General features: G+C 52.5%; 18 protein-coding genes. 5 read left to right on the forward strand and 13 right to left on the reverse strand.

Annotated features, from left to right (window positions below):
* Positions 1-25: 25 nt before the first annotated feature.
* Positions 26-712, reverse strand: coding sequence for a LysE family translocator (locus IMCC3135_RS30875; protein ID WP_088921093.1), 687 nt, complete (start codon positions 710-712; stop codon positions 26-28).
* A 735-nt stretch (positions 713-1,447) separates the two neighbouring features.
* On the opposite strand from IMCC3135_RS30875, the gene grxC reads away from it, so the two are divergent.
* Both grxC and IMCC3135_RS30885 read left to right on the forward strand, forming a co-directional pair.
* A complete protein-coding gene (gene grxC / locus IMCC3135_RS30880; RefSeq protein ID WP_088921094.1) occupies positions 1,448-1,720 on the forward strand; it encodes a glutaredoxin 3 in 273 nt (90 codons plus the stop codon).
* Between the two features lie 46 nt (positions 1,721-1,766).
* On the forward strand, positions 1,767-2,285 hold the full coding sequence (locus IMCC3135_RS30885) for a YkgB family protein (protein ID WP_205737791.1): 519 nt from the start codon (positions 1,767-1,769) through the stop codon (positions 2,283-2,285).
* A gap of 88 nt (positions 2,286-2,373) precedes the next feature.
* Here the strand turns inward: IMCC3135_RS30885 and IMCC3135_RS30890 are convergent, their stop codons facing one another.
* On the reverse strand, positions 2,374-3,063 hold the full coding sequence (locus IMCC3135_RS30890) for a spermidine synthase (protein ID WP_088921095.1): 690 nt from the start codon (positions 3,061-3,063) through the stop codon (positions 2,374-2,376).
* Between the two features lie 435 nt (positions 3,064-3,498).
* On the opposite strand from IMCC3135_RS30890, the gene IMCC3135_RS30895 reads away from it, so the two are divergent.
* Together IMCC3135_RS30895 and IMCC3135_RS30900 are read left to right on the forward strand one after the other, a co-directional pair.
* Positions 3,499-3,996, forward strand: a complete 498-nt coding sequence (locus IMCC3135_RS30895; protein ID WP_088921096.1) for a putative pterin-binding protein — start codon at positions 3,499-3,501, stop codon at positions 3,994-3,996.
* Positions 3,993-5,816: a hybrid sensor histidine kinase/response regulator gene (locus IMCC3135_RS30900; RefSeq protein WP_088921097.1), complete on the forward strand. Its 1,824-nt coding sequence runs from the start codon at positions 3,993-3,995 to the stop codon at positions 5,814-5,816. Before IMCC3135_RS30895 ends, IMCC3135_RS30900 begins: the two co-directional genes overlap by 4 nt.
* A gap of 213 nt (positions 5,817-6,029) precedes the next feature.
* Here IMCC3135_RS30900 and IMCC3135_RS30905 read toward each other — a convergent pair whose 3' ends face one another.
* The 9 genes from IMCC3135_RS30905 to IMCC3135_RS30945 form a co-directional block, all read right to left on the reverse strand.
* Positions 6,030-6,974 carry an ABC transporter substrate-binding protein gene (locus IMCC3135_RS30905; RefSeq protein WP_205737792.1) on the reverse strand — a complete coding sequence of 315 codons (945 nt, stop codon included), beginning with the start codon at positions 6,972-6,974 and terminating at the stop codon, positions 6,030-6,032.
* Between the two features lie 40 nt (positions 6,975-7,014).
* On the reverse strand, positions 7,015-8,016 hold the full coding sequence (locus IMCC3135_RS30910) for an ABC transporter permease (RefSeq protein WP_169727549.1): 1,002 nt from the start codon (positions 8,014-8,016) through the stop codon (positions 7,015-7,017).
* Positions 8,013-9,557, reverse strand: a complete 1,545-nt coding sequence (locus tag IMCC3135_RS30915) for a sugar ABC transporter ATP-binding protein (protein WP_088921099.1) — start codon at positions 9,555-9,557, stop codon at positions 8,013-8,015. The genes IMCC3135_RS30910 and IMCC3135_RS30915 overlap by 4 nt, the downstream gene beginning before the upstream one ends.
* A complete protein-coding gene (locus IMCC3135_RS30920) occupies positions 9,557-10,702 on the reverse strand; it encodes a Gfo/Idh/MocA family protein (protein WP_205737793.1) in 1,146 nt (381 codons plus the stop codon). Before IMCC3135_RS30920 ends, IMCC3135_RS30915 begins: the two co-directional genes overlap by 1 nt.
* On the reverse strand, positions 10,702-11,757 hold the full coding sequence (locus tag IMCC3135_RS30925; RefSeq protein ID WP_088921100.1) for a sugar phosphate isomerase/epimerase family protein: 1,056 nt from the start codon (positions 11,755-11,757) through the stop codon (positions 10,702-10,704). The genes IMCC3135_RS30920 and IMCC3135_RS30925 overlap by 1 nt, the downstream gene beginning before the upstream one ends.
* Positions 11,758-11,793: 36 nt before the next feature.
* Positions 11,794-13,089: a xylose isomerase gene (gene xylA, locus IMCC3135_RS30930; protein ID WP_088921101.1), complete on the reverse strand. Its 1,296-nt coding sequence runs from the start codon at positions 13,087-13,089 to the stop codon at positions 11,794-11,796.
* Positions 13,082-14,137 (reverse strand): LacI family DNA-binding transcriptional regulator, encoded by a 1,056-nt coding sequence (locus IMCC3135_RS30935; RefSeq protein WP_205737794.1) that lies wholly within the window; start codon positions 14,135-14,137, stop codon positions 13,082-13,084. The genes xylA and IMCC3135_RS30935 overlap by 8 nt, the downstream gene beginning before the upstream one ends.
* A gap of 126 nt (positions 14,138-14,263) precedes the next feature.
* Entirely contained in the window at positions 14,264-15,316 is a 1,053-nt protein-coding gene (locus IMCC3135_RS30940; protein ID WP_088921103.1) for a metal-dependent hydrolase, read from the reverse strand.
* 5 nt (positions 15,317-15,321) lie between these two features.
* Positions 15,322-18,759: an indolepyruvate ferredoxin oxidoreductase family protein gene (locus IMCC3135_RS30945; protein WP_088921104.1), complete on the reverse strand. Its 3,438-nt coding sequence runs from the start codon at positions 18,757-18,759 to the stop codon at positions 15,322-15,324.
* A 163-nt stretch (positions 18,760-18,922) separates the two neighbouring features.
* Here IMCC3135_RS30945 and IMCC3135_RS30950 point away from each other — a divergent pair, with 163 nt between their 5' ends.
* Positions 18,923-19,372, forward strand: a complete 450-nt coding sequence (locus tag IMCC3135_RS30950; RefSeq protein ID WP_088921105.1) for an Lrp/AsnC family transcriptional regulator — start codon at positions 18,923-18,925, stop codon at positions 19,370-19,372.
* Between the two features lie 135 nt (positions 19,373-19,507).
* On the opposite strand, the gene betT is transcribed toward IMCC3135_RS30950, so the two are convergent.
* Positions 19,508-21,553 carry a choline BCCT transporter BetT gene (gene betT / locus IMCC3135_RS30955; protein WP_088922180.1) on the reverse strand — a complete coding sequence of 682 codons (2,046 nt, stop codon included), beginning with the start codon at positions 21,551-21,553 and terminating at the stop codon, positions 19,508-19,510.
* A gap of 34 nt (positions 21,554-21,587) precedes the next feature.
* Positions 21,588-23,060, reverse strand: coding sequence for a betaine-aldehyde dehydrogenase (betB, locus tag IMCC3135_RS30960; protein WP_088921106.1), 1,473 nt, complete (start codon positions 23,058-23,060; stop codon positions 21,588-21,590).
* Positions 23,061-23,164: the final 104 nt, after the last annotated feature.

Raw genomic sequence — 23,164 nt, forward strand, 5'->3', positions numbered from 1 at the left:
CTTCAGAGCGGTTCAGCTCACCTTGTCAGATTGCCCGAGCAACTCCAGCCGCAAAAAACAGTGAGAAGCTGATCAAGACAACACCAGAGCCCCTACTGAGCATCTGCGTGTATTTGTCGCTACCCTCCGTCTCAAGCAGACGATCCAGCGCGATAGCGACTACGGAGAACCAGATGGCATTTGCCAGTATATGGACAACAATTAGTACAAATGATGTCAGCACAACATGTTGCGAATGTGCTGTCATTTGAGGAAATACCGCATAGTAGAAGAGCGATATTTTCGGATTCAGGCAATTGGTCAGCAATCCATTTGTAAAACCTTTGCAGTAAGCGCTCATTGATAGTTTTACGACCTTTTTACTAGAATCGTTCTTTACTACAAGTCCGTAATTCTTGGCCACTGGCTCTACTGCGCTCAACGGCAACTTCTTGATAGTGAAGGACTGTACTCCCAGATAGAGCAGGTAGAGCGCACCTGCAATTTGCATTGTCATCAACAATCCTGGCGATGCTGCAAGTAGTGCCGCTACTCCGAAAATCGATAACGTGCCATGCATCAAAAATGCTATGGCAAATCCGGAAATATTTGATAGTGCTTCGGCCTGGCCTCCACGTGCCACGCTTTTCGTGATTAGTGCAAAATTAGGCCCCGGAGAAACTTCTATGACGATTGCAATAAGGGCGAAGCTGATTATCTGTTGCCAATCCATGCTTTTCTATCCATAGTGAAAGCGAGTAGGTATTTCCAACGTGAACACAATTGGTCTTTGAAGTTGCAGAGAAGTTGATGATTCTGCATTGCACTAGCGAGATTTTGCAGCCATGCCCGGAGTTGTGGGGCAATCAGGCTCAAGGTAGAGTGCGAGAATTTATTGGCATCATTGACTGACTTTCTGTGCCGCAGCATTGATATCAGTCCGGACACCTATGTACTAACTGATTGGGCGAACTATCAGTCAATCACCCTGAACTGAAGCCGGCAAACCAACACGGATTCAACGCTTTCCATATCAAGATTTTGTGTGCGATTCCGACGTTTGTCAGCATCGATTCTCTGCTGTGAGAAGCGAGAATATTCATGGTTTGATTCCTTTCAGGTAGATAGTTCTGCCGTCATTGGCAAAATTCGATCGCAAGAGTAACACCGCATTGTTCCTTGAATGCTTTTGCAATATTTCAATATGGCAGGGAAAAGCTGCATGCCTCTTTATGTGTGAACCAACGCACAAAGCAAGGCCCTGGAACGAATAAGACATCGATCATAGAACATCGGCCGGCAACCAACGAATACAACGCACAGATAGACGTGACATCGACACTCTTCACGTCAAGTAGACGATCGGTATATGAAATATGGATTATCGAATACTGTTCGAGTCAAATTATATCCATATCATTAACCCCACTGAAGCACATCACATTCACATCTTCGTAAGGGCCGAACCATGATCAACGTCGAAATCTACACAAAAGGCTATTGCCCATATTGTCATCGCGCCAAAGCGCTGCTTGATGAGAAAGGCGTGAGCTACACAGAGTACGAAGTGTCCACCGATCAAGCACGTCAGCAGGAAATGCGCGAGCGCAGCGGTCGCAGAACCGTACCTCAGGTCTTTATCAACAACCGCCACATAGGCGGCAGTGATGACTTGATGGCAGCAAACCATAGTGGGCTGCTGGACGAACTACTCAGCTCACATGCCGCAAAGACTGCATAAGTAACATTTACGCCGTAATTCACAACTTTCAGACGAGATATCTATCATGAGCGCAACCCTACAAAACGTTCAATCAAACATCGCTGCCAACTCAGCCAGCGCCACTAACGATCAACCCATGAGTCAGCAGATTTCACGACTCGGTGACCATGCCCTGCTGGCCTCCACCGTCACGGTACTGGCCTGGATCGGGGCCATGAAGTTCACCGCTTATGAGGCCGGCGCAATCGAAGGTCTTGTGGCATCCAGCCCTCTGACGGCATGGCTCTACAGTGTGTTCAGCCTGCAGGGCGCCTCCAGCCTGATAGGTTCGGTTGAAATAGCCATTGCACTGACGCTGTTGATCGGCATTCGCTACAAATCAGCAGCCATTCTTGGTTCGCTAGCGGCTATCGCAACCTTTGCCGTCACATCAAGCTTTCTGTTGACCGCCCCGGGTTGGGAAGCAAGCCTGGGCGGCTTTCCTGCACTGTCGGTCGTGCCTGGTCAGTTCTTGCTCAAAGACATCGTTCTGCTCGGAGCTGCTATCTCGCTTCTGGGAAAGGCATTGTCCAGAAAGAATTAACAGGACTGAACTACGATGGCTTAGCTGGTTTCATGATAGATGACGGTAAATGGACTTACCGCCCCGGCTAACACCAACAGTGGCCAGCTTATTTACTTCCAGCAGTCAGGACTCGAGCAAGCCAAATGGTGTGTTTAGTGCCTTTGTGGCCATGCGCGAAAACAAATTTCTGAGCCACTCGTAACCCGGAATCTCGCAGTCGCTTGAGAAAAATCGGATCAGGTGTTGCCGACCAGTAAGCAAGCACACCATTTGAATTGAGACTGTCACGCGCACAGGCGATACCCGCGGCCGAGTACAGCCAGTCATTACCGCTTGAACTGAGCGCTTCAGGACCATTGTCAACATCAAGTGCGATGACATCGTAGCGCTGCTTCCGATCTTGCAACAGATCAATGACATCTCCCTGATAGACCGTCGTCCGGGTATCTGACAGCGGGTAGTTTGCATAACTGCCCAATGGGCCCCTATTCCACTCCACCACCTCAGGCACCAACTCGGCAACGACAACACGCGACTGAGACCCGGTAGCCGCCAAAACCGCAGCCAGCGTGAAGCCCATGCCCAAGCCACCAATCAGAACATGGGCTGTTTCAACCTGATCAAGTAACTGGCATGACAGTGTTCCCAGAGCATCCTCAGAGGCATGCTTTCGCGTGGACATCAGCTCGCCTTTGCCTGAGATCACAATGCTACAGTCGTCCTTGCCCTGATACAGTTTCAACACTCGGTCGCCACCGGGTACTGATGCCTCACCTAAAAGAGTTCGATTTTTCATTACATTATTCCAAACACGGTCAACAACTTACGAGCAACTCAGTGTTATACCGGAATGCTGCGACAGTCTGAGTTTTGATAAAAAGGCCATTTACGGCCATCGCTACCTGCTCGATAGCCTCCGGCAAGTGATGGAAAATGACGTCTAACGCCCCTTCTCAACAAAGACCACCGGCTGATTGTACCTATCAGCGAACCACTGCACTACCGGCACATCACCAATATGGCTTGTGCCTCATGACTTGAGCCGATCTTTGCAGATCAATGTGTTCACCCAGTGCTGATCCCGCTTTCCCGACAGCAGAACTGACTACCTGTCGCTTTGCTGGCTCATGACAGAGCGCTGTCCTTCTTCCACCCGCCACCAGTCAAATCAACGGCATAGGGCTAACGAAAGACGATAAACTCTGCTGTTAGTCATCGAAAATGTCTGTCTATGCGCTCCTTGATCCTGCTTTTTCTGATTTGCCTGTACGCTGGCAATAGTCTGGCAGCTGAACTTGCCTCCCCCAAGGGTGAGGTCATACTCACGATCTCCGGGAATATTGAACGGTCCAACAGCGTGCGTGGTGCCGAGTTTGACCTGGAGATGCTAGAGACAATGGGGGCTACTTCAATAACGACGGATACTCCCTGGACAGAATCAAAGACGACTTTTACCGGCGTCAGAATGAGTACTTTACTGGATTCTGTTGGTGCCAAATCATCATCATTCCGGGTCATTGCATTTGACGAATACTGGTATGACGTGTCCGATGTAGATTTCGAAGAATATCCGATCATCGTGGCCTACAAACGAGACGGTCGCTACATGGATACTCGTAGCCTGGGGCCGCTATGGGTGATGTATCCGTTTGATGATTTTCCAGAACTTTTGACAGAGAGAAACAAGGCTTCCTGCATCTGGAATTTTGAATCGCTGATTGTCCAATGAAAGGAAAATACTGGCTGTTTGTCCTGATAACAGCCTTGCTGATGTGCGTCGCCGTCTTGTTTTTGGTGATGACACGACTCAATGAGGCGCGAACGAACCTGGCTCTGTCTGGCCCGATTGCCTACAATTACCTTCTGCAGACCGATCATAATCTGAACTCCTTCGTTGATACCCTGCAAGACTTTCGAACTATCAAGGATGATGTCGAAAAAGAAGAAGAGTCACGCAGCCTGTACCGGAAGAGATTTGATGTCGTCTGGGCAGGCTTCTCGATCTTCGATATCAATTTCCGGATCCAGTCAGTACAGCAGGATCAGGTAACAGAATTCATTGAATACGCCACCGATTACCTGACTCGTAACGAACATCTGATGGCCGCTGACTATCACCTGTCGGATACCCAGGTAGCAGAACTGATTGTCGGTGCAAGATCGATATCACAAAAACTGGTCACTATCGGACATCAATATTTCATACACGCCGGTCATCTCAGCGATCTTTGGCGCGGCAAGATTCACCGCTTGTATTATTTCTTCTGGTTTAGCGTCGTGCTTCTACTGCTCACCGGCACACTGCTGACAACCATGCTTCTTCGTTCAAACAAACGATCTGCAGAGCTGGTAGAGAAATCCTTCAAAACACAACGTGAAATGAAAAGTCTGATTGAAGAGCTTCGCAGCGGAAAGCTTGAAAGCAAGGCCAAGGATAGTTTCATTGCAGCAGCCAGCCACGATTTACGTCAACCTCTACATGCATTAGGGCTTTTTCTGGGAGCAACCGAAAAGCATATAGTCAGCGAAACGGGCCAAAAGGCGCTGAACGAGGCAAAACATTGCGCAGCCGAGCTCAACAAGTTATTCAACAGTTTGCTGGACCTGTCCCGCCTGGACGCGGGCGTCGTCGAGATTGACAAAGTCGATTTCAAGCTGGACCGATTGCTTGGCGTTGTAGATCAGGAATATTCTGCACGGGCAAGACACAGCGAAATTTCCCTCAGCGTATGTAGTACGCTCGAGAACGTACATAGCGATGCTCTGCTACTGAATCGAATACTGAGAAATTTGCTGGAAAACTCGTTTACTCACAGCGGTGCCAGTGAAATAAAGATCGCTTGTGAAAGCAAGGCGCAGATTGTACGTTTGACACTATCTGACAATGGCTGTGGGATACCAGCCTCTGAACAGGCGCACGTATTCTCTGAGTATTATCAGTTAGGAAATCCCGAGAGAGATCGATCAAAAGGCCTGGGACTGGGGCTCTCTATTGTAAAACGCCTGTGCGAACTGCTGGATGTCGACATTTCACTGGAGTCTTCAGCTGGAAACGGTACACAGTTCCACCTGGACATACCCATGGGTGCAGCCTATTCAGCGATAGAAAATGATTCTGTTGCACTCTCGGACAACCGCATCCACTCTCCTACCGGAACGCTTGTCGCTGTCATTGACGACGATTCAAGCATTTGTCGCGGGATGGTGAGTGTACTGGAGAGCATGCACTTTGAAGTCGTTGCAGCCGAATCTGCTGAGTTGCTGATTGAAGAGTGCAAGTCATCGGTATTGACGCCCGATATACTGTTAGTGGACTACCGACTTCGTGATAATCAAACGGGTGACGCCGCCATACATTGTGTGCGATCTGCCTTGGGTATGGATTTTCCGGCAATCATCATCACGGGAGATACATCACCAGCGCGTATGAACAATGCAGCACAAAGTGGCTTTGAATTACTGCATAAACCTGTTGAACCAGCAGACTTGGTCGAACGAATCCGCGCACTTCTGGCAAGTAAGGAGCACCCTTCATCTGCGACGGGCTAAATAGTTAGCAGTGTTCTTTCTGAGAGAGGTTTTGTACAGTGCTTGTATTTTCGCGATCAAGCGTAGACAGACACTTGCGCCTCGCCCCCACGATGTCAGCCCGGATCAAAGCTATCCAGAACCTGAATCCATATGGCGCCCTCTTCAGACGCCACATGGATTTCAATAAACAGACAAACCATAGGCATTGTCTGATAACAGATGGCTCAATGCTTAGAACGGGCTATCGGGATAGTAGAATTCCATCGCATTTTCTTTCGTTACCAGAACAGAACCGATGGTGAAGGTGCCTGAAACCGGAGAACTGGATGTCATGCCCACGGCTGTCAGTTCAATCGCGGTAGCGATCATGCCAGGTGGATAGGTGACATTGGCCGGAATCATTTTGTCGCCGTCAGCCGTACGCTTGATCATCTCCTTCATCCCGGCACCACCCAGAACAAACTGGACATCGTCACGACCTGCCGCTTCGACGGCTGCCAGTATGCCGATTGCCATATCGTCGTCAGACGCCCAAACAGCATCAATTTTCGGATATTTCGACAAAAAGTCTTCCATCACAGTGAAGCTGTCGTCACGGTTCCAGTTGCCATGCTGCATGTCCAGCACATTGATACCAGAGCCATCGATAGCGGCAGTAAAGGCGTCTACGCGCTCGTTATCGATCGTGGTAGGAATGCCACGGAAAACGACGATATCACCGCCATCAGGCATATTTGAAACCATGAACTCACCCGCAACCTTGCCAAAGCCCGAGTTATCACCGGCAACATAGAGATCTTCAATACCGTCCACTGACAAACCACGATCAACAACGGTAACCCAGGCACCACTTTCTGCAACAGCTTGTATAGGTGGTGTCAGTGGGTCGGATTCGAAGGGCAGAACCACGAGAGCATCAATACCACGTGTGGCAACCATATCTTCGATATCGTTGACCTGCTTGCCCGCATTGGGCGCTGTTGCCAATACGAAGTCCAAGTCTTCGTACACTGCTTCCAGACGTTCGATCGCTTGCTTGGCGTGAAAGTTCATGCCGCCCGCCCAACCGTGCGTTGCTGCGGGAATCGATACACCGATGACTTTGGTTTCCGCCATCGCGGAACCTGCGAACAGGCTTGCAGCAATGGCTGCGGATAACAAGGTGGTGTTTTTCACTTTATCTTCTCCAAGGTTATAAACGAGGCGACTCTGGTTTTTAGGTGGCCGCTTTTGATTCGCGCTGAAGGATGACAGCTAGAATAATGATGACTCCCTGAATCGCACCGTTCAGGTAGGGCGATACGAAGTCGGTAAGGTTCAGAATGTTATCAATAAGACTCAGGATTAGAACACCAATGACGGTGCCCCACACACGACCGAAGCCGCCTTTCAACACAGTACCGCCAATGATCACCGCAGCAATGGCCTCAAGCTCCCACAAGACACCGGTGGAAGATGAAGCTGAACCCAGGCGAGGCACATACATGATGGTGGCAATACCGACCAGCATCCCCAATGCGGCATACGTGATCAGTCGAGTACGATTGACGTTGACGTTGGAATAATGCGCCACGTGCTCACTAGAACCGGTAGCCGCACAATGACGGCCGAAAACCGAACGAGACATGAGGATCTGGCCAATGATGACCACTAATCCGAAGACGATAATCGGCCAGCTCACACCCAGAATGCCATCGAAGTAGACCGGTCGATAGAAGGTTCGGAGCGAAAAATCCAGCGACAAGGTGCCACCGTCAGCCAGCCACGTGACCAGACTGCGATAAATCCCCATGGAACCGAGCGTAACGATGAATGCCTCAATTCCCAGAGAGGTAATCAGGAAACCATTGAGCAGACCCGCTGCAATGCCTGCCAGTAGCGCGACTACCATGCCAAGCAGAATAATAGGTATGCCCACACCCAGACTGGGCAAGGCGGCATTCATGACCAGGATCATCAAGCCTGCGATAAAGGCTGCCATGGAGCCCACAGACAAATCCAGCCCACCTGCAGTGATAACGAATGTCATGCCAACGGCGATGATGCCGATGAATGCTGAGCGAGCGAGTACATTGGTGATGTTCGCAGCACTGAGGAAATTCGAATTCATCATCGCACCGACTGCGACCAGAACAATCAGTGCGAGAACCGGGCCGATCACAGCCATGGATGGCAATTTGAATCTGGCAGATGAATGTGAAGTAGTCGCGTCGCTCATAGTGATCTGTCTTGAGCCAACGGTGAAACCGCAGCTGTATTTGATGAGGTTGCCTCAAGACCCATGGAGAGGCGAACGATTGAATCTTCGGAAATGTCTTGCCCTGTCAAGCTACCTTCGATCCGGCCCAGTCGCATCACCATGATGCGATCCGCCAGACCAATCAATTCTGGCATTTCAGAGGTGATCACGATGATGGCGTGCCCTTGTGCGGCCAACTTGCGCAAGAAGACATAAATCTGTTGCTTGGTACCTATGTCGATACCTCGAGTAGGCTCATCAACAATCAGTATGCGAGGCTCGGATAACATTACTTTAGCCAGCAATAATTTTTGCTGATTCCCGCCGGACAGATTCCCTACCCGAACCGTGCGGCTGCCAGAACGAATGTCGAACTCGGCAATAGCATCGCTCAAGGCGGCCTCTTCGGCCCGACGGTCTACCAGAAACGCGCCAAACTTGAACAAGGTTTGCAACGTCAGGTTCTCCCGCATCCCCCAATCAAGCACCAGCCCTCGCAGCTTTCGATCTTCAGTCAGGTAGCAAAGACCACGGCGTTGTGCATCTCCGGGTGTTTTCATTCGCACCTGCTCACCAAATAGCTTAATCGATGCAGCGGTGGCGGCGCGCAATCCACACAAGCCTTCCATCGCCTCGGTTCGACCCGAACCAACCAATCCACCGATACCCAGGATTTCACCCTTTTTCAATTCAAACGACAAATCCTGTGCATAGCCGGGAACCGTCAGATCCTTCACTGACAGAACAGTCTCAGCCTCATCGGGAACACCGGGCTTCGCCGGATACAGGTCCGAGACGTCACGTCCCACCATCGTCGTTGCCATGCCGTCCTCGTCAATTTCTGCACTCGGCCCTGAATACACCACAGCACCATCACGCATAACCGTGACTTGATCGGAGACGTCCGCTACTTCATCGAGCTTGTGTGAGGTAAACAGGATTGCCGCTCCGGCAGCTCGCAATAGACGAACCTGTTCAAACAACACTTTGGTTTCCCGGTTGGTCAACACAGCGGTGGGCTCATCCATGATCAACAAACGCGCATCACGCGACAAGGCCTTGGCAATCTCTACCATCTGTTTTTCAGAGTTCGACAGCTCAGACACCAGAGCGTCCGGATCAACCGAGCACTCGACTCGATCCAGATAGCTTCGTGTCAAACGCCGCATCTGTGATTTGTCCAGCAACCAGCCTTTCCTGATCTCACGACCCAGGAAAATATTCTGCTCCACGGTGAGTTGCTCCGCCAGATTGAACTCCTGGTGAATCATGACGACACCAGCATTTTCACCATCATGCAGACTGTCGAAGACAACAGGCTTGCCATCCAGCAAAATGACACCATCGCTTGCGCTCTGATAGCCTGCAAGGATTTTCATGGCCGTTGATTTGCCAGCTCCGTTCTCGCCAATCAACGCGTGCACTTCACCGGCGTGCAGTGTCAGGTTGATACTGTGCAGCACTTCGATCGGACCAAAGGACTTGCTGACGTTTTGAAGGCAGAGAACGGGGCTCGACATTACAGACTCACCCAGGCCGAATCTTTTGCGGAAGACTCAACGCAAGCATTGATGAATGCCATACCAGCCATGCCCTGCTCAATACCTGGTAACAAACCCATGGCCTGTTCGCGTGATGCTCCAGCTTGTACAGCACGAATCGCATCAGCGGCTTCGCTGTACAGATTGGCAAAGCCTTCCAGATAGCCTTCTGGATGACCTGCTGGAACACGAGACAAGGCGTTAGCAGCCTCACTTGCCCCAGCCCCGGATCGAGTCACCAGCTGCCTGGGCTTTCCTTGTGAGGTGAACCACAAGTAGTTCGGATCTTCCTGACTCCACTCAAGGCCACCTTTACTGCCGTAGACCCGGAGCTTTAAGCCATTCTCGTTGCCCGGTGCCACCTGACTACACCACAACATACCGCGCGCACCACCTGCAAAGCGCAACATCATATGCGCGTTGTCATCCAGCTTGCGCCCGGCACCAAAACATTGCAGATCAGCTGCCAGCTTCTCAACGCTCAAGCCGGTTACAAAACACGCCAGGTTGTGCGCATGAGTGCCGATGTCGCCTATCGAACCACCGGCACCAGAGCGCATCGGATCGGTTCGCCATTCAGCCTGTTTCAGCCCTTCGTTTTCCAAAGACTCGGTCAGCCAGTCTTGTGGATACTCGGCCTGTACAGTGCGAAGCTCCCCCAGCTCTCCCGCTTCAATCATGGCTTTGGCCTGACGAATCATGGGATAAGCTGTGTAATTATGAGTCAGCACGAACAAGGCTTTCGAGCTCTCTACAGCCTTGGCCATCTCGGCGGCCTGCTCCATCGTGGAGGTCAAAGGCTTGTCGCAAATGACATGAATACCACGTGCCAGGAATTCTTTCGCCACAGCGAAATGCATATGGTTTGGCGTCACGATAGAGACCGCTTCAATGCCTTTATCCAGCTCGGCCTCCGCCGCCGCCATCTGCTGGAAGTCATCATAGACCCGTGGCAAACCCAGGGCCTCACCTGAAGCTTGCGACTTCTCTGGCGTCGAGGAAAGTGCACCTGCCACCAACTCGAAGCGATCATCGATACGCGATGCAATACGGTGTACGCCACCAATGAAGGCATCGTTACCACCACCGACCATCCCGAGCTGAACCCGAGCCACGTATGACATCAGTCAATCCCCAGCATCTTGCGATTGGCGGCCTCATCGGTACCGCTGTCCGCGAAATCATCAAATGCTCGCTCTGTGACACGAATAATATGATCTGCAACGAATTGCGCGCCTTCGCGTGCACCGTCTTCCGGATGCTTCAAGCAGCATTCCCATTCGACAACGGCCCAACCGTCAAAGTCGTTGGCAGCCATCTTTGAAAAGATGGAAACAAAATCCACCTGACCATCGCCCAGCGAACGGAAACGTCCCGCACGATCTACCCAGGGTTGATAGCCTGAATACACGCCCTGCCGCCCGGTTGGGTTGAACTCGGCATCCTTGACGTGAAACATCTTGATGCGATCCTTGTAGATATCGATGTTGTCGAGGTAGTCCAGGCATTGCAGAACGTAATGCGACGGGTCATACAACATATTGCAACGCGGGTGATTGTCGACACGCTCCAGGAACATCTCGAATGTCACACCGTCGTGCAGATCTTCACCCGGATGAATTTCATAGCAGATGTTCACATCGCTCTCATCGGCATGATCGAGAATCGGACGCCAGCGTGCAGCCAGTTCGTCAAAGGCGGTTTCTACCAGACCTGCCGGACGCTGTGGCCACGGATACATATAGGGCCAGGCCAGCGCTCCGGAAAACGAGGCGTGGTTCTTGATACCCATGTTGGCTGAAGCAGAAACAGCTTTCATGACCTGATCCACAGCCCAGGCCTGACGCGCCTTGGGATTACCACGTACAGAAGGATCTGCAAATCCGTCAAATGCATCGTCATAAGCCGGGTGCACCGCAACCAGCTGACCTTGCAAGTGTGTGGACAGTTCGGTGACTTCCACACCATTTGCCAAAGCCTGACCTTTGAACTCGTCGCAGTAGGTTTTGCTCGTTGCCGCCTTTTCCAGGTCAAACAGACGAGCATCCCAACTCGGTACTTGCACGCCTTTGTAGCCGCAGTCTGCGGCCCACTTGGTAATGCTGTCCCAACTATTGAACGGGGCTTCATCACCCGCAAATTGCGCCAAAAACAGCGCAGGGCCTTTTAGGTTTTTCATGACTCTCCCCTCCGATACACAGATTAAATAGACAGATCAAACAAAACGATTGACGATATTTTCCAGCACTTCCTGCTGCCCGGATTTTGGCTGCGGATTCATGCCACTGGACTCAACCGTCTGTGCAATGCTGGCAAGATCACTGTTCATCAGGGACTTGCCCTCTTCGCTGTCCCAGTTGGCATAGCGTGCGTTGCGCTTGTTCTCAAGCGTGCCATCTTCCAGCATTGCCGCTGCTGCTTTAAACCCACGGGCACACACATCCATTGCCCCAGCATGCCCGGCAATCAGATCGACAGGATCGAGTGACTGACGACGCAGTTTTGCATCGAAGTTTGTACCACCTTTGCTAAAACCACCGGCACGCAGAACTTCGTAGTACGCCATTGCCACTTCGGGCACGTTGTTGGGAAACTGATCGGTATCCCAACCCGACTGATAATCGTTGCGGTTCATGTCTATCGATCCCAGAATGCCCAGCGATGCTGCCAATGCCAGTTCATGTTCAAACGAATGGCCGGCCAGAATGGCATGGCCCTGTTCGATGTTCATCTGCACCTCGCCCTCCAGACCGAACTCTTTCAAGAAGCCATAAACCGTGGCAACGTCAAAGTCGTACTGGTGCTTGGAAGGCTCTTGCGGCTTTGGCTCAACCAGGATGGCACCTTCAAAACCGATCTTGTGTTTGTAGTCGACCACCATTTGCAGAAAACGTCCTGCCTGAGCTCTTTCGCGCTTCAGGTCGGTATTGAGAAGCGTCTCATAACCTTCACGACCGCCCCACAAGACGTAATTCTGACCACCCAGTTTATGAGTGGCATCCAGGCATAATTTCACCGTGGCCGCTGACCAGGCGAAAATTTCCGGATCCGGATTTGTTGCCGCCCCTGACATGAAACGACGGTGACTGAACATGTTGGCCGTACCCCACAGAAGGCGAGTCTTGTTACTTTCCATTTTCGCCGCAAAGTATTCGATGATTTCTTCAAAGTTCCTGCGGCTTTCCTTGAAGGTGGCTCCTTCTGGACGAATGTCAGCGTCATGCCAGCAGAAGAATGGCGCACCCAGGATATCGAACATCTCGAAGGCTACATCTGCCTTCAATCGAGCCTTGTCCATTGTGTCACCTGCCCACGGACGCTCAAAGGTCGCATCACCAAATGGATCACCACCAGGCCATGCAAAACTGTGCCAGTACGCTACGGCAAAGCGCAGCTGATCTTCCATCCGCTTGCCGAGTACCACCTCATCGGGGTTGTAGTGCCGGAAGGCCAGCTCTGTTGCGTCAGGGTTGTATTGTAGTTTTTCAATGCCAGAAAAGAAATCAGTCATGGTCTTGGGTATGTCTCAACGTAGTATCTGGAATATGGGATGGCAGGTTGTCACGAACATAAATTGTCGGCACCAGATCCTGCATCGGTGGTATCTCTCGACCATCAATCAATGCCTTCAGAATAGTGATAGAGCGATTTATCTCTACATCCGGGCGTTGATCGATCACAAGATCGATGTGTTTGTTCAACAGTGCCTTGTGCGTATGCGCTACCAGCTCATGCACAATGCAAAAAAATCGTTTGGGACGGGTGCATTGCTCCAGCGCCGCAACCAGCCCGCTGTTGCCGGCACCCACGTTGTACACTGCGCTCACTTTGGGCTCGGCAACCAATGCCTCTTTCACCACAGCAGCCACTTTTTCGGCATCATCACGCGTCATGATGGGATCGAGCAATTCTATGTTGGGATAATCTTCGCTGATGACCTCACGAAAACCGCTTAACCGATCTGCGTGGTCACGCGCATCAAGCGAGCCTACGATCATTTGAACACACCCCTTGCGACCGGCATGTGACAAGCCCAGTAAACGGCCTGCTGTGCGCCCAGCGGCAACATTATTGATACCGACATAGGCGGCACGATGATCGACGGGAAGATCCGAGACAAGGCCAATGATGGATGTTCCTTGCTCTTGCAGCTTTCTGAGAGGTTCTGCAATCTCCTCGCTCTGCAAACCCACAACAGCTATTCCATCATAGGATGCATCCACGATGGACAGTAGACTGTGTTTCAGACCCTCGACGTCAAACGCATCGATTTCACTCACATCGACACTGATCTGATCGACCACCAGGTGCTCCACCAAACTGTCCAGATGTGCACGCACACGCGAAAAGAATGCGTTGCGCCCTTTTGGCAACAAAAAAGCCAGACGGTAGGTTCGCTGACGCGACAGATTGGCCGCCGCCACGTTGCGGATATAGCCCAGCTCCGACATCGCGTCGTGCACTTTGCGAACCGATTTCTCGGCAACGTTACCTCGGTCGTTGATGACACGATCGGCGGTTGCGTAGCTGACTCCCGCCACACGCGCAACATCGCTCAAAGTGGGGTTCTTACCCGTCTCTCTAGTTGCGGATGTATTGCTCGCGTTCATGAACAGCAGTATGTCGCGAGAAATGATAGGCGTCAATCAATAAATGATTGCCGTCTATCATTTTGAGAATCAAGACTAGTCAAGCTGCTGAACGCACTCCCCTTCTGCCATTGCATGTGAGGGTGTCAATGGCGTCAGATCGACATTCGGATCAACGATTCGAGCTAACAATAACTTCATTCTGTCAGCATCGATTTCCACTGGCATCTGGCGAGTGACAATCGGCTGCCATGCACCTGCCTGTCTCTCGGCAACAGCAAATTCGAACACATAATCATCCTCGACCCCCATACGAAGATCTGATAATACGAGCACATCATCTTTTACCGACAGTGCAAAGGCGCCGTGTGTGAACCAGTCCATTCGCTGCACCGGCCAGTGGTCAAGCCATTCACTACAGGCCTGCTTTCCATTGCTGTAGCTTTGCATGGATATCTCTGAGTCGCCATCCAATAAAGAGCTGTAGCCCTCAAAGTAGCGATCATCGGCTACCACAACGACACGCCACAGCACGGAAAACGGGAACGGTGCTATCAACACATGATTGGCCTCAACCGCACTATGTGCAAGTGTGGCTGACACCTTCTGACGCGTAATATGCTGAGCAACAAGCGTCCAGCCAAGATAGGTGCTGCTGATCAACAGCCCTGCAATAACCATTGGTCTGGCACGTAACCACTGACGTCGCCAGGCCATGACAACCCCGACAAGCAACGGCAGGGTGTAGGCCGGATCGATAATGAACACCGAGCCCCAGGCTGTTGGTGGTGTACTCAGTGGCCACCATATCTGTGTGCCATAGACGGTAAAGCCATCAAGCAATGGATGTGTAACCAGCACCAACCAAAGTGCCAGCCACCAGCGACAAAAAGGCAACTCAGCCTTGGGCATGAGACGCTTGCACAACACTGCTAATGGGAAGCTGAACAATGTCAGCATGAACAACGAGTGGCTCCAGCTCCGATGGTAGGTGAAACTTTCAATGGCATCCGCATAGGGAACCAGGACATCAAGGTCGGGCAATGTGCCCACCACGGCGCCCACCAGCAAAGCGCGCCTGCCCAGCTTCTCACCTAATACGACATGCGCAATTGAGGCACCAAGAACGATCTGCGAGATAGAGTCCATGCTTACTACATCGACAAACCAGCATTAACCTGAGCCTGAACCTTCTCAACCGCCTCGTGTTTCACCATCCCGTAACCCCGTATATCCATCGGCATGGCCAACACCTTCGCCATCGCTGCGTGATTGTCTGTATTCAGCTGCTCTACCGAGCGTTCAATCACAGACAGATACCAGTCAATCAATCCGCGTTCCATTTTGCGCTCGGCCGTGTACGAGAACAGATCCAGCTTACTGCCACGCAATTTCTTCATCTTGGCCAACTGCTGGAAAACAGGTGTCATCCAACCACCAAATTCGCGTTTCATCGGTCGGCCCCGACCATCTTTCTTCAAGCTGATCAGAGGTGGGGCTAAATGATACTTCAAGGTGAAATCACCGCTGAATTGCTCATCAATCTGCTGCTTGAATACGCTACCGGTGTGCAGGCGTGCCACTTCGTATTCATCTTTATAGGCCATCAGCTTGAACAAGGAGCGCGCAACGGCTGTGGCCATGGCCTGCGAGCCACAAGACTGCTCTGCGACTTTTACGCGTTCAACTGCTTGTGCATAGCGTGCAGCATAAGCAGTGTCTTGATAGTCAGTCAGAAAGGCCACGCGTCGCTCGATCATTTTGTCCAGGGGTTCTTCGATTTTCACCGCTGGTTTCAACAGCGCATTCAGACGCTCCGGATCAGACTGCAGCAATCGACCGCAGGCAAAAGCGGTATGGTTTTTTTCTATCGCCACACCATTAAGCTCGATGGCGCGGTGTAGAGCCGCCAAAGAGACGGGAATCAAGCCTGCCTGCCATGCCAGACCCAGCATGATGATATTGGCAAACACGGTGTCACCCAACAAGGTTTCAGCGAGCTTGTTGGCATCGATACAGGGGACGTCATATTGCCCAATCGCCTGCTGAATCGTAGCTAGTCGCTCCTCCGTTCTCAGGCTTGCATCACGAATTCGTACAATATCACCGGTCGGCATCTCAGCCATGTTCAATACAGCCTGCATACCTTGCCGATAGCTGGCCGATGCTTTAGGCGAGGAACTGACCACGATATCGCAACCAATCAAGGCGTCCGCCGACAAGTTGTCGATACGTACCTGGTGAATGCTGTCAGGGTTTTCGCCTAGACGGATATAGCTGAGTACTGGGCCGAACTTCTGTGCAAAGCCGGTAAAATCCAGTACCGAGGCCCCCTTGTTTTCAAGGTGAGCAGCCACGGTAATCAGGGCACCCACCGTGACGACACCGGTACCCCCCACACCTGTGATCAGCAGATCGTAGGGCTCGGCCAGATCTGGCATGTCCGGTTCAGGCAACTCCCTGGCCCAGGCATCAAAATCTTGTTGCACACCTGCCTGCTTGCGCCGCTCACCACCCTCAATGGTCACAAAACTAGGGCAAAAGCCATTCAGACAACTGAAGTCCTTGTTGCAGCTGGACAGATTGATCTTGCGTTTGCGGCCAAAAACGGTCTCCTTCGGCTCAACGCTCAAGCAGTTGGACTCCACCGAGCAGTCCCCACATCCCTCACACACAAGATCATTGATCACCACGTGCCTGGCCGGATCTTCCAGCAGGCCGCGCTTGCGACGGCGGCGCTTTTCGGTGGCACAAGCCTGCTCGTATATCAAGACTGAAACACCTTGTACTTCACGAATGGCGCGTTGCACTTTTTCCAGATCCCGACGGTGATGAATGCTCACCCCACTGGGCAATTCACTGGCACGAAACTTTGCTGGATCATCAGAGACCAGGTCAATATGCTTAACGCCTTCGGCACGAACCTCATGCGCGATCGCCTGCACACTGATTGGCCCGTCCACCGGCTGCCCGCCGGTCATCGCCACGGCATCGTTGAACAAAATCTTGTAAGTAATGGTGGCCTTGGCGGCAACCGCCTGACGGATAGCCATCGAACCGGAATGATAATACGTGCCTTCGCCCAGGTTCTGGAATACATGCTTGCGCTTGGTAAAGCGCGAAGATGCAGCCCAGTTCACGCCCTCACCGCCCATCTGAATCAATGAGGTCGTTTCGCGATCCATCCAGCTAGCCATGAAGTGACAACCAATACCTGCCATGGCCTGGGATCCTTCAGGCACTTTTGTCGAGCTGTTATGCGGGCAGCCTGAGCAGAAATAAGGCGTGCGTGTCGCACCTGCCACTTGCAATGCAATTACCTGACAGCTGCTCAATGCCTGTGCCCGCTCGACAAAACCCTGATCGGGGAATAGCTTGGCTAAACGACGCGCAACAATAGGTACCAGCAAGCGCGGCGACAGCTCTCCCGTCCAGGGTACCAGGCGCTCACCTTGCTCATCGCGCTTGCCCACCATGCGCTCAGGCTTATCGCCTGGGTAGTCATAAAAGTATTCCTTGAACTGACTCTCGATGATCCCGCGCTTCTCTTCGATCACCAACACCTCGCGCTTGCCACGGACAAAATCCAAAGCATCTTCACGCGCCAGTGGCCAAACCATGCCCACCTTGTAGATATCAATACCTAAATCATGGCAAACCGCTTCATCCACACCTAACAGGCGCAATGCTTCCATCAGATCAAGATGGCCCTTACCGGTACTGACAATGCCAAAGACTGCGTCATCGAGTTTGTAGACATGCCGGTCAATCGGGTTGGCCTGCGCAAAGGCCAGCACCGCCTCTTTCTTGGCTTCCAGGCGCTCTTCGATCTGTGGTCCGGGCAAGTCGGGCCAGCGATAATGCAAGCCGCCCACAGGCACTGTGAACACCGGTTGAGCAAACTGGCGATCGGACTGGATCTCAACCGACGAGGCGGACTCGACAGTCTCGGAAATTGCCTTCATGCCGACCCACATGCCACTGAATCGACTCAGTGCATAACCGTACTCGCCAAACGCCTGATACTCGGCAATGCTGGCAGGGTTCAGCACCGGCATGAACCAGGACATCAAAGCCACGTCGGACTGATGCGGCATTGAGGAGGACACACAGCCATGATCATCCCCAACCACGACCAGCACGCCACCGGTGGGCGATGAACCGTAAGCGTTACCATGCTTCAGCGCATCTCCGGAGCGATCAACCCCGGGGCCTTTGCCATACCACAGACCAAAGACACCATCGACTTCTTTGTCTGGATAGCCTTCAACCTGCTGCGAGCCCAATACTGCTGTCGCTGCCAGATCTTCATTGACCGCCGGTAGAAATTCGACCCTGGCCGCCTCGAGAAGCTTCTTGGCGCGCCACAGCTCCATATCCACAGCACCCAAGGGCGAACCACGATAGCCCGAGACAAAACCTGCCGTATTGAGTCCAGCGGCTCGATCACGCCGTGCCTGATCGAGAATCACCCTGACCAATGCCTGCGTGCCCGTCATGTATACACGCCCCGAAGGTTGCGCATAACGATCAGCAAGCTCGTATTGCAGATTGACAGCTGGCAGTGGACTGTTGCTGGACGGATCAGACATGGCGCACTCTCATCGATCGTTAGAACGTACCGGGGATGTTATATCCAACTACTTGAACAATCTTTTCTATTTCATCGAAAAATACAGCCATATCGAAATATCTATTCACACAAGGATGATAATGTGGTTATTCGAACCATTTACCCTGTCCTGAAATGAACCTATGAATATTTCGGAGCAAGATCGGAAGCTCTTGGCCATTTTGCAACAGGATGGTCAAATATCCAACCAGGCATTAGCCGAGAAAGCGGGTATGTCTGCCTCGGCCTGTTGGAGGCGGGTTCGCGCTCTGGAAGAATCCGGAGTCATCAAACGCTACGCAGCCCTGGTTGATCATCGCAAGGCCGGAATCGAATTTCACGCTATCGTCCTGATCTCTCTGGAACGTCAGAACCGCAAGCAAGTCACACAGTTCATCGAAGCCATAACCGCTAAAGAAGAAATCATCGAATGCCTGGCTGCCACCGGTGATGCCGACTTCCATCTGCGTGTTGCCTGCACTGATCAACAAGCCTTCAACCACTTGCTGGACGACTTCCTCTTTGAGCTGCCTAGCGTCTCACGCATTCACACGCATCTGATACTGAAGGAAATCAAACAGGGGCTATTTTAAGAGGCTTGCAACGAGCAGATCGATAATGGCCCAAAGCAAGTAACCGGCCTTAGGGATCGTGGAATAGGTTTTACGACCCCTTACATCACCCGCCTGTAGGAAAAACACCCTACAGGCAAGTTCAGGCATCAATTGTCAGCTAATACGTAGAAACTCCAGATGTCGCTCGTACCGGTCCAGACAATCGTGAATCAGCTGTGCTCCGGTGTAGCCCATGACATCGTAATCCTGACCACCGTCGCCAGAGAAGATCTCGAGGCGCGCGTACTTATCGTGATCGCCCACCATTCGTCCGCCGTAGCCCGGAACTGGAGATTCACTCACCTGCACCCGGTAGATAAAGGGATATTCACTGGAAAGCGTCCGTAGTTCAACGTAAGGCAGTTGCTTACCCTTGCCGGCGTCAACCACTCCACTGAGCACCTCGGCTTCGACTTGCCCTGCAGCAAACTCCGCTACGATTTCATTGAGCGCTGGCCTGATCACTCGCTCCTGATAACTGGTGGCTGAAGCGATATCGACAAAATTCACGGCCCTTGCAAGACGCGTCTGCCAGGACATGGCCATATCATCCTCTGCACTCTCAGCACGTGCCGAAAGCATCAGAGGTAGAGAGTGCGCTCCTGAGGCGGTCCTGCGTCCCTCGACCCGCAACGCTTTCATCAACCCGAACATCACCAACACCACGACAAATGCGAACGGCAGTCCGAAGATCACCGTAGCGTACTGCAGAGCATAGATGCCACCAACGGCGAGCACCGCGATCGTCAGAAGACCCGTTGCCGCAGCCCATAGAATCCGGAGCCATGGCGCAGCATCATCCTGAGGCGAACGCAGTTTCGACGACAGATTGGCCATTACCAGTGCACCGGAGTCAGCTGATGTGACATAGAACAGCAAGCCTACGAATACTGATAAAGCAACGACAACCCCACCCAGAGGGTAGCTTTCGAGCAATGCATAGAAACCGGATTCAGGTGAGCCCAGAGCCAGCTCAGCGAAGGCCTGATCACCGGACAGAATTCTCTCGATTGCCGCATTGCCAAAGATCGAGATCCACATGACGACATAACTGAAGGGAATGATCATGGTACCGGCGACAAACTGTCGAATAGTCCTACCGCGCGAGATGCGCGCCAGAAACAGGCCGACAAACGAGGCCCAGGCAATCCACCAGGCCCAGAAAAACAGCGTCCAGAATGACATCCATTCACTGGCACCTTCGAATGCGAAAGTTTCCATGCTCCTGCTGGGAAAAGTCTGCACGTAGTCGCCGACGTTCATCACGATGGCGTTCAGAATGAAACCGGTCTTGCCGGTGATCAGCACCCAGCCAGCAAGGCTCAGGGCCAGGATCACGTTGAGCTGAGAGAGCAACCGGATACCCTTGTCGACGCCGGTTGTCGCCGATATGGCAGCGATCACGACAGCAAGCACGATCAGTGCAATCTGCGCACCCAGACCGACCGGTACATCAAACAGAATGTTCAGCCCCTGGTTGAGAAAAACCACGCCAATGCCCAGACTGGTGGCTACGCCGAAAATCGTGCCCAGCACAGCTGCGGTATCCACAGTATGACCAAGCGCGCCATCAATACGGCGGCCGAAAATCGGATAGAGCGCCGAACGCACAGCCAATGGAAGATTGGCACGATAAGTAAAATAGCCCAGCGCCATGCCCATCAAGGCATACAAGCCCCATCCGGAGATGCCGTAATGGAACAAGGTCCAGACAGTGGCCTCCCTGGCAGCCGCAATTGACTCAGGTGCACCTGTCGGAGGCAGCATGTACTGACTCACCGGCTCGGCAACGGCGAAGAACATGACGTCGGTTCCGATACCGGCAGCAAACAGCATTGATGCCCAGGCAAATGTTGAAAACTCTGGCTTGGAGTGATCCGGGCCGAGCTTGATCGAACCGTAGCGTGAGACGGCCAGGTAGAGTACGAAGAGTAGTACGACAGTCGTTAACAGAATATAGAACCAACCAAACCAGTCCACGACATAGCCCACTGCGGTGCCAATGACAGCCTCGGCCTGCTGGGGTGCGACAATCGCCCAGGTGGCCATTACAAGTACCCCGATCACCGATGTCACGAAAACGGGAAGACGGACGCTGGGGTTTCCGACCAGAGCGCGATCCTCCACGGAAAACTCATCATTATTCGGCACGGTACTCATTGCAGCTTCCTCAATGTTCTTCCAGGGCGAGTCATCATTCGAACGAAGACTCCACATCACCCAACTCAACGTAGACACTCTTGATCTGGGTGTAATGACTCAGAGTGACAAGGCCATTTTCACGCCCCACCCCTGACTGCTTGTAGCCTCCCACGGGCATTTCTACCGGCGACAGGTTGTAGTTGTTAATCCAGCATATACCGGCTTCCAGCTGCTGTACAACTCGATGAGCACGACGCAACCCTTCGGTAAACACCCCGGCTGCCAAGCCATAGTGAGTGGCATTGGCACGACGGATGACTTCTGCCTCTCCGGAGAAACTCAGAATAGCCATCACCGGACCGAAGATTTCCTCGCGCACAATCTTCATGTCGTCCGTGCAATCAGTGAATACGGTGGGGGCAACAAAGGCGCCACTGGCAAACGCGGCCCCATTCATGCGTTCACCGCCAATCAGCAAACGAGCGCCTTCCGCCTTGCCGGCATCCAGGTAACCGAGCACCTTTTCCATATGTTGGAAACTGACCAATGGTCCGAAATTGGTCTCAGGGTCAAGTGGGTCACCCGCACGAATGTTCCTGACTCGTTCAATCAGTCTCTGCTCGAATGCCTCTTTGATATCTTCGTGCACGAACACTCTGGTGCCATTCGTGCAAATCTGGCCGGAACTGTAGAAGTTAGCCATCAACGCTGCTGAGACAGCCTTCTCCAGATCAGCATCTTCGAAAATGATCAACGGCGACTTGCCACCAAGCTCCACCGTGACATCCTTGAGTGTGGAGGTTGCAGAAGCTGCCGCCACTTTTTTACCCGTACCCACCTCTCCTGTGAAAGAGACCTTGTCGATACCTTCGTGCCTGGTCAGCATGGCACCGACGCTACCGTCCCCCTGAACGACGTTGAACACGCCATCGGGAAGACCCGCCTCGGTAAAGATCTCGGCAAGCTTCAATGTCGTAAGCGGAGTCACCTCGCTTGGCTTGAATACCATGGCGTTGCCACAGGCCAGTGCAGGAGCGGACTTCCAGCAGGCGATCTGTATCGGGTAGTTCCAGGCACCGATGCCAGCACAGACCCCGAGCGGCTCACGACGGGTGTAGGCAAAGGCGGTTTCACTGATCGGAATCTGCTCACCTTCCACCGCCTGTGCAAGGCCTGCATAGTATTCCAGTGCATCAGCACCGGAGGCGATATCAACGGCGATGGTCTCGGACAAGGGCTTGCCGGTGTCCAATGTCTCCAGCCGGGCCAATTCATCGTTATGCTCTCGCAGCAACGCTACGGCCTGACGCATGATACGCGAGCGCTCTACACCGCTCATCGCAGCCCAGATCTTCTGTCCCGCACGAGCCGCGGCCACGGCACTGTCAACATCCGCCTCTGCGGCTTGCTGCACACGGCATATCACCTCACCCGTCGCCGGGTTGACAGTGTCGAACGTCTCACCTGACGTGGCATCAACGTAACGACCATTGATATAGAGAGTCTGCTCAGCTAGTGGCTGCATTCTTCATCCTGGTACGATTTTCAAGTCCACCAGTCTACGTTGGAAAACTGGAAAATGTTTTCTTTTATCAGCCATATAAAGGCAGAACCATGGCTCCGCTCTTG

The sequence above is a fragment of the Granulosicoccus antarcticus IMCC3135 genome, assembly GCF_002215215.1.
GTDB lineage: Bacteria > Pseudomonadota > Gammaproteobacteria > Granulosicoccales > Granulosicoccaceae > Granulosicoccus > Granulosicoccus antarcticus.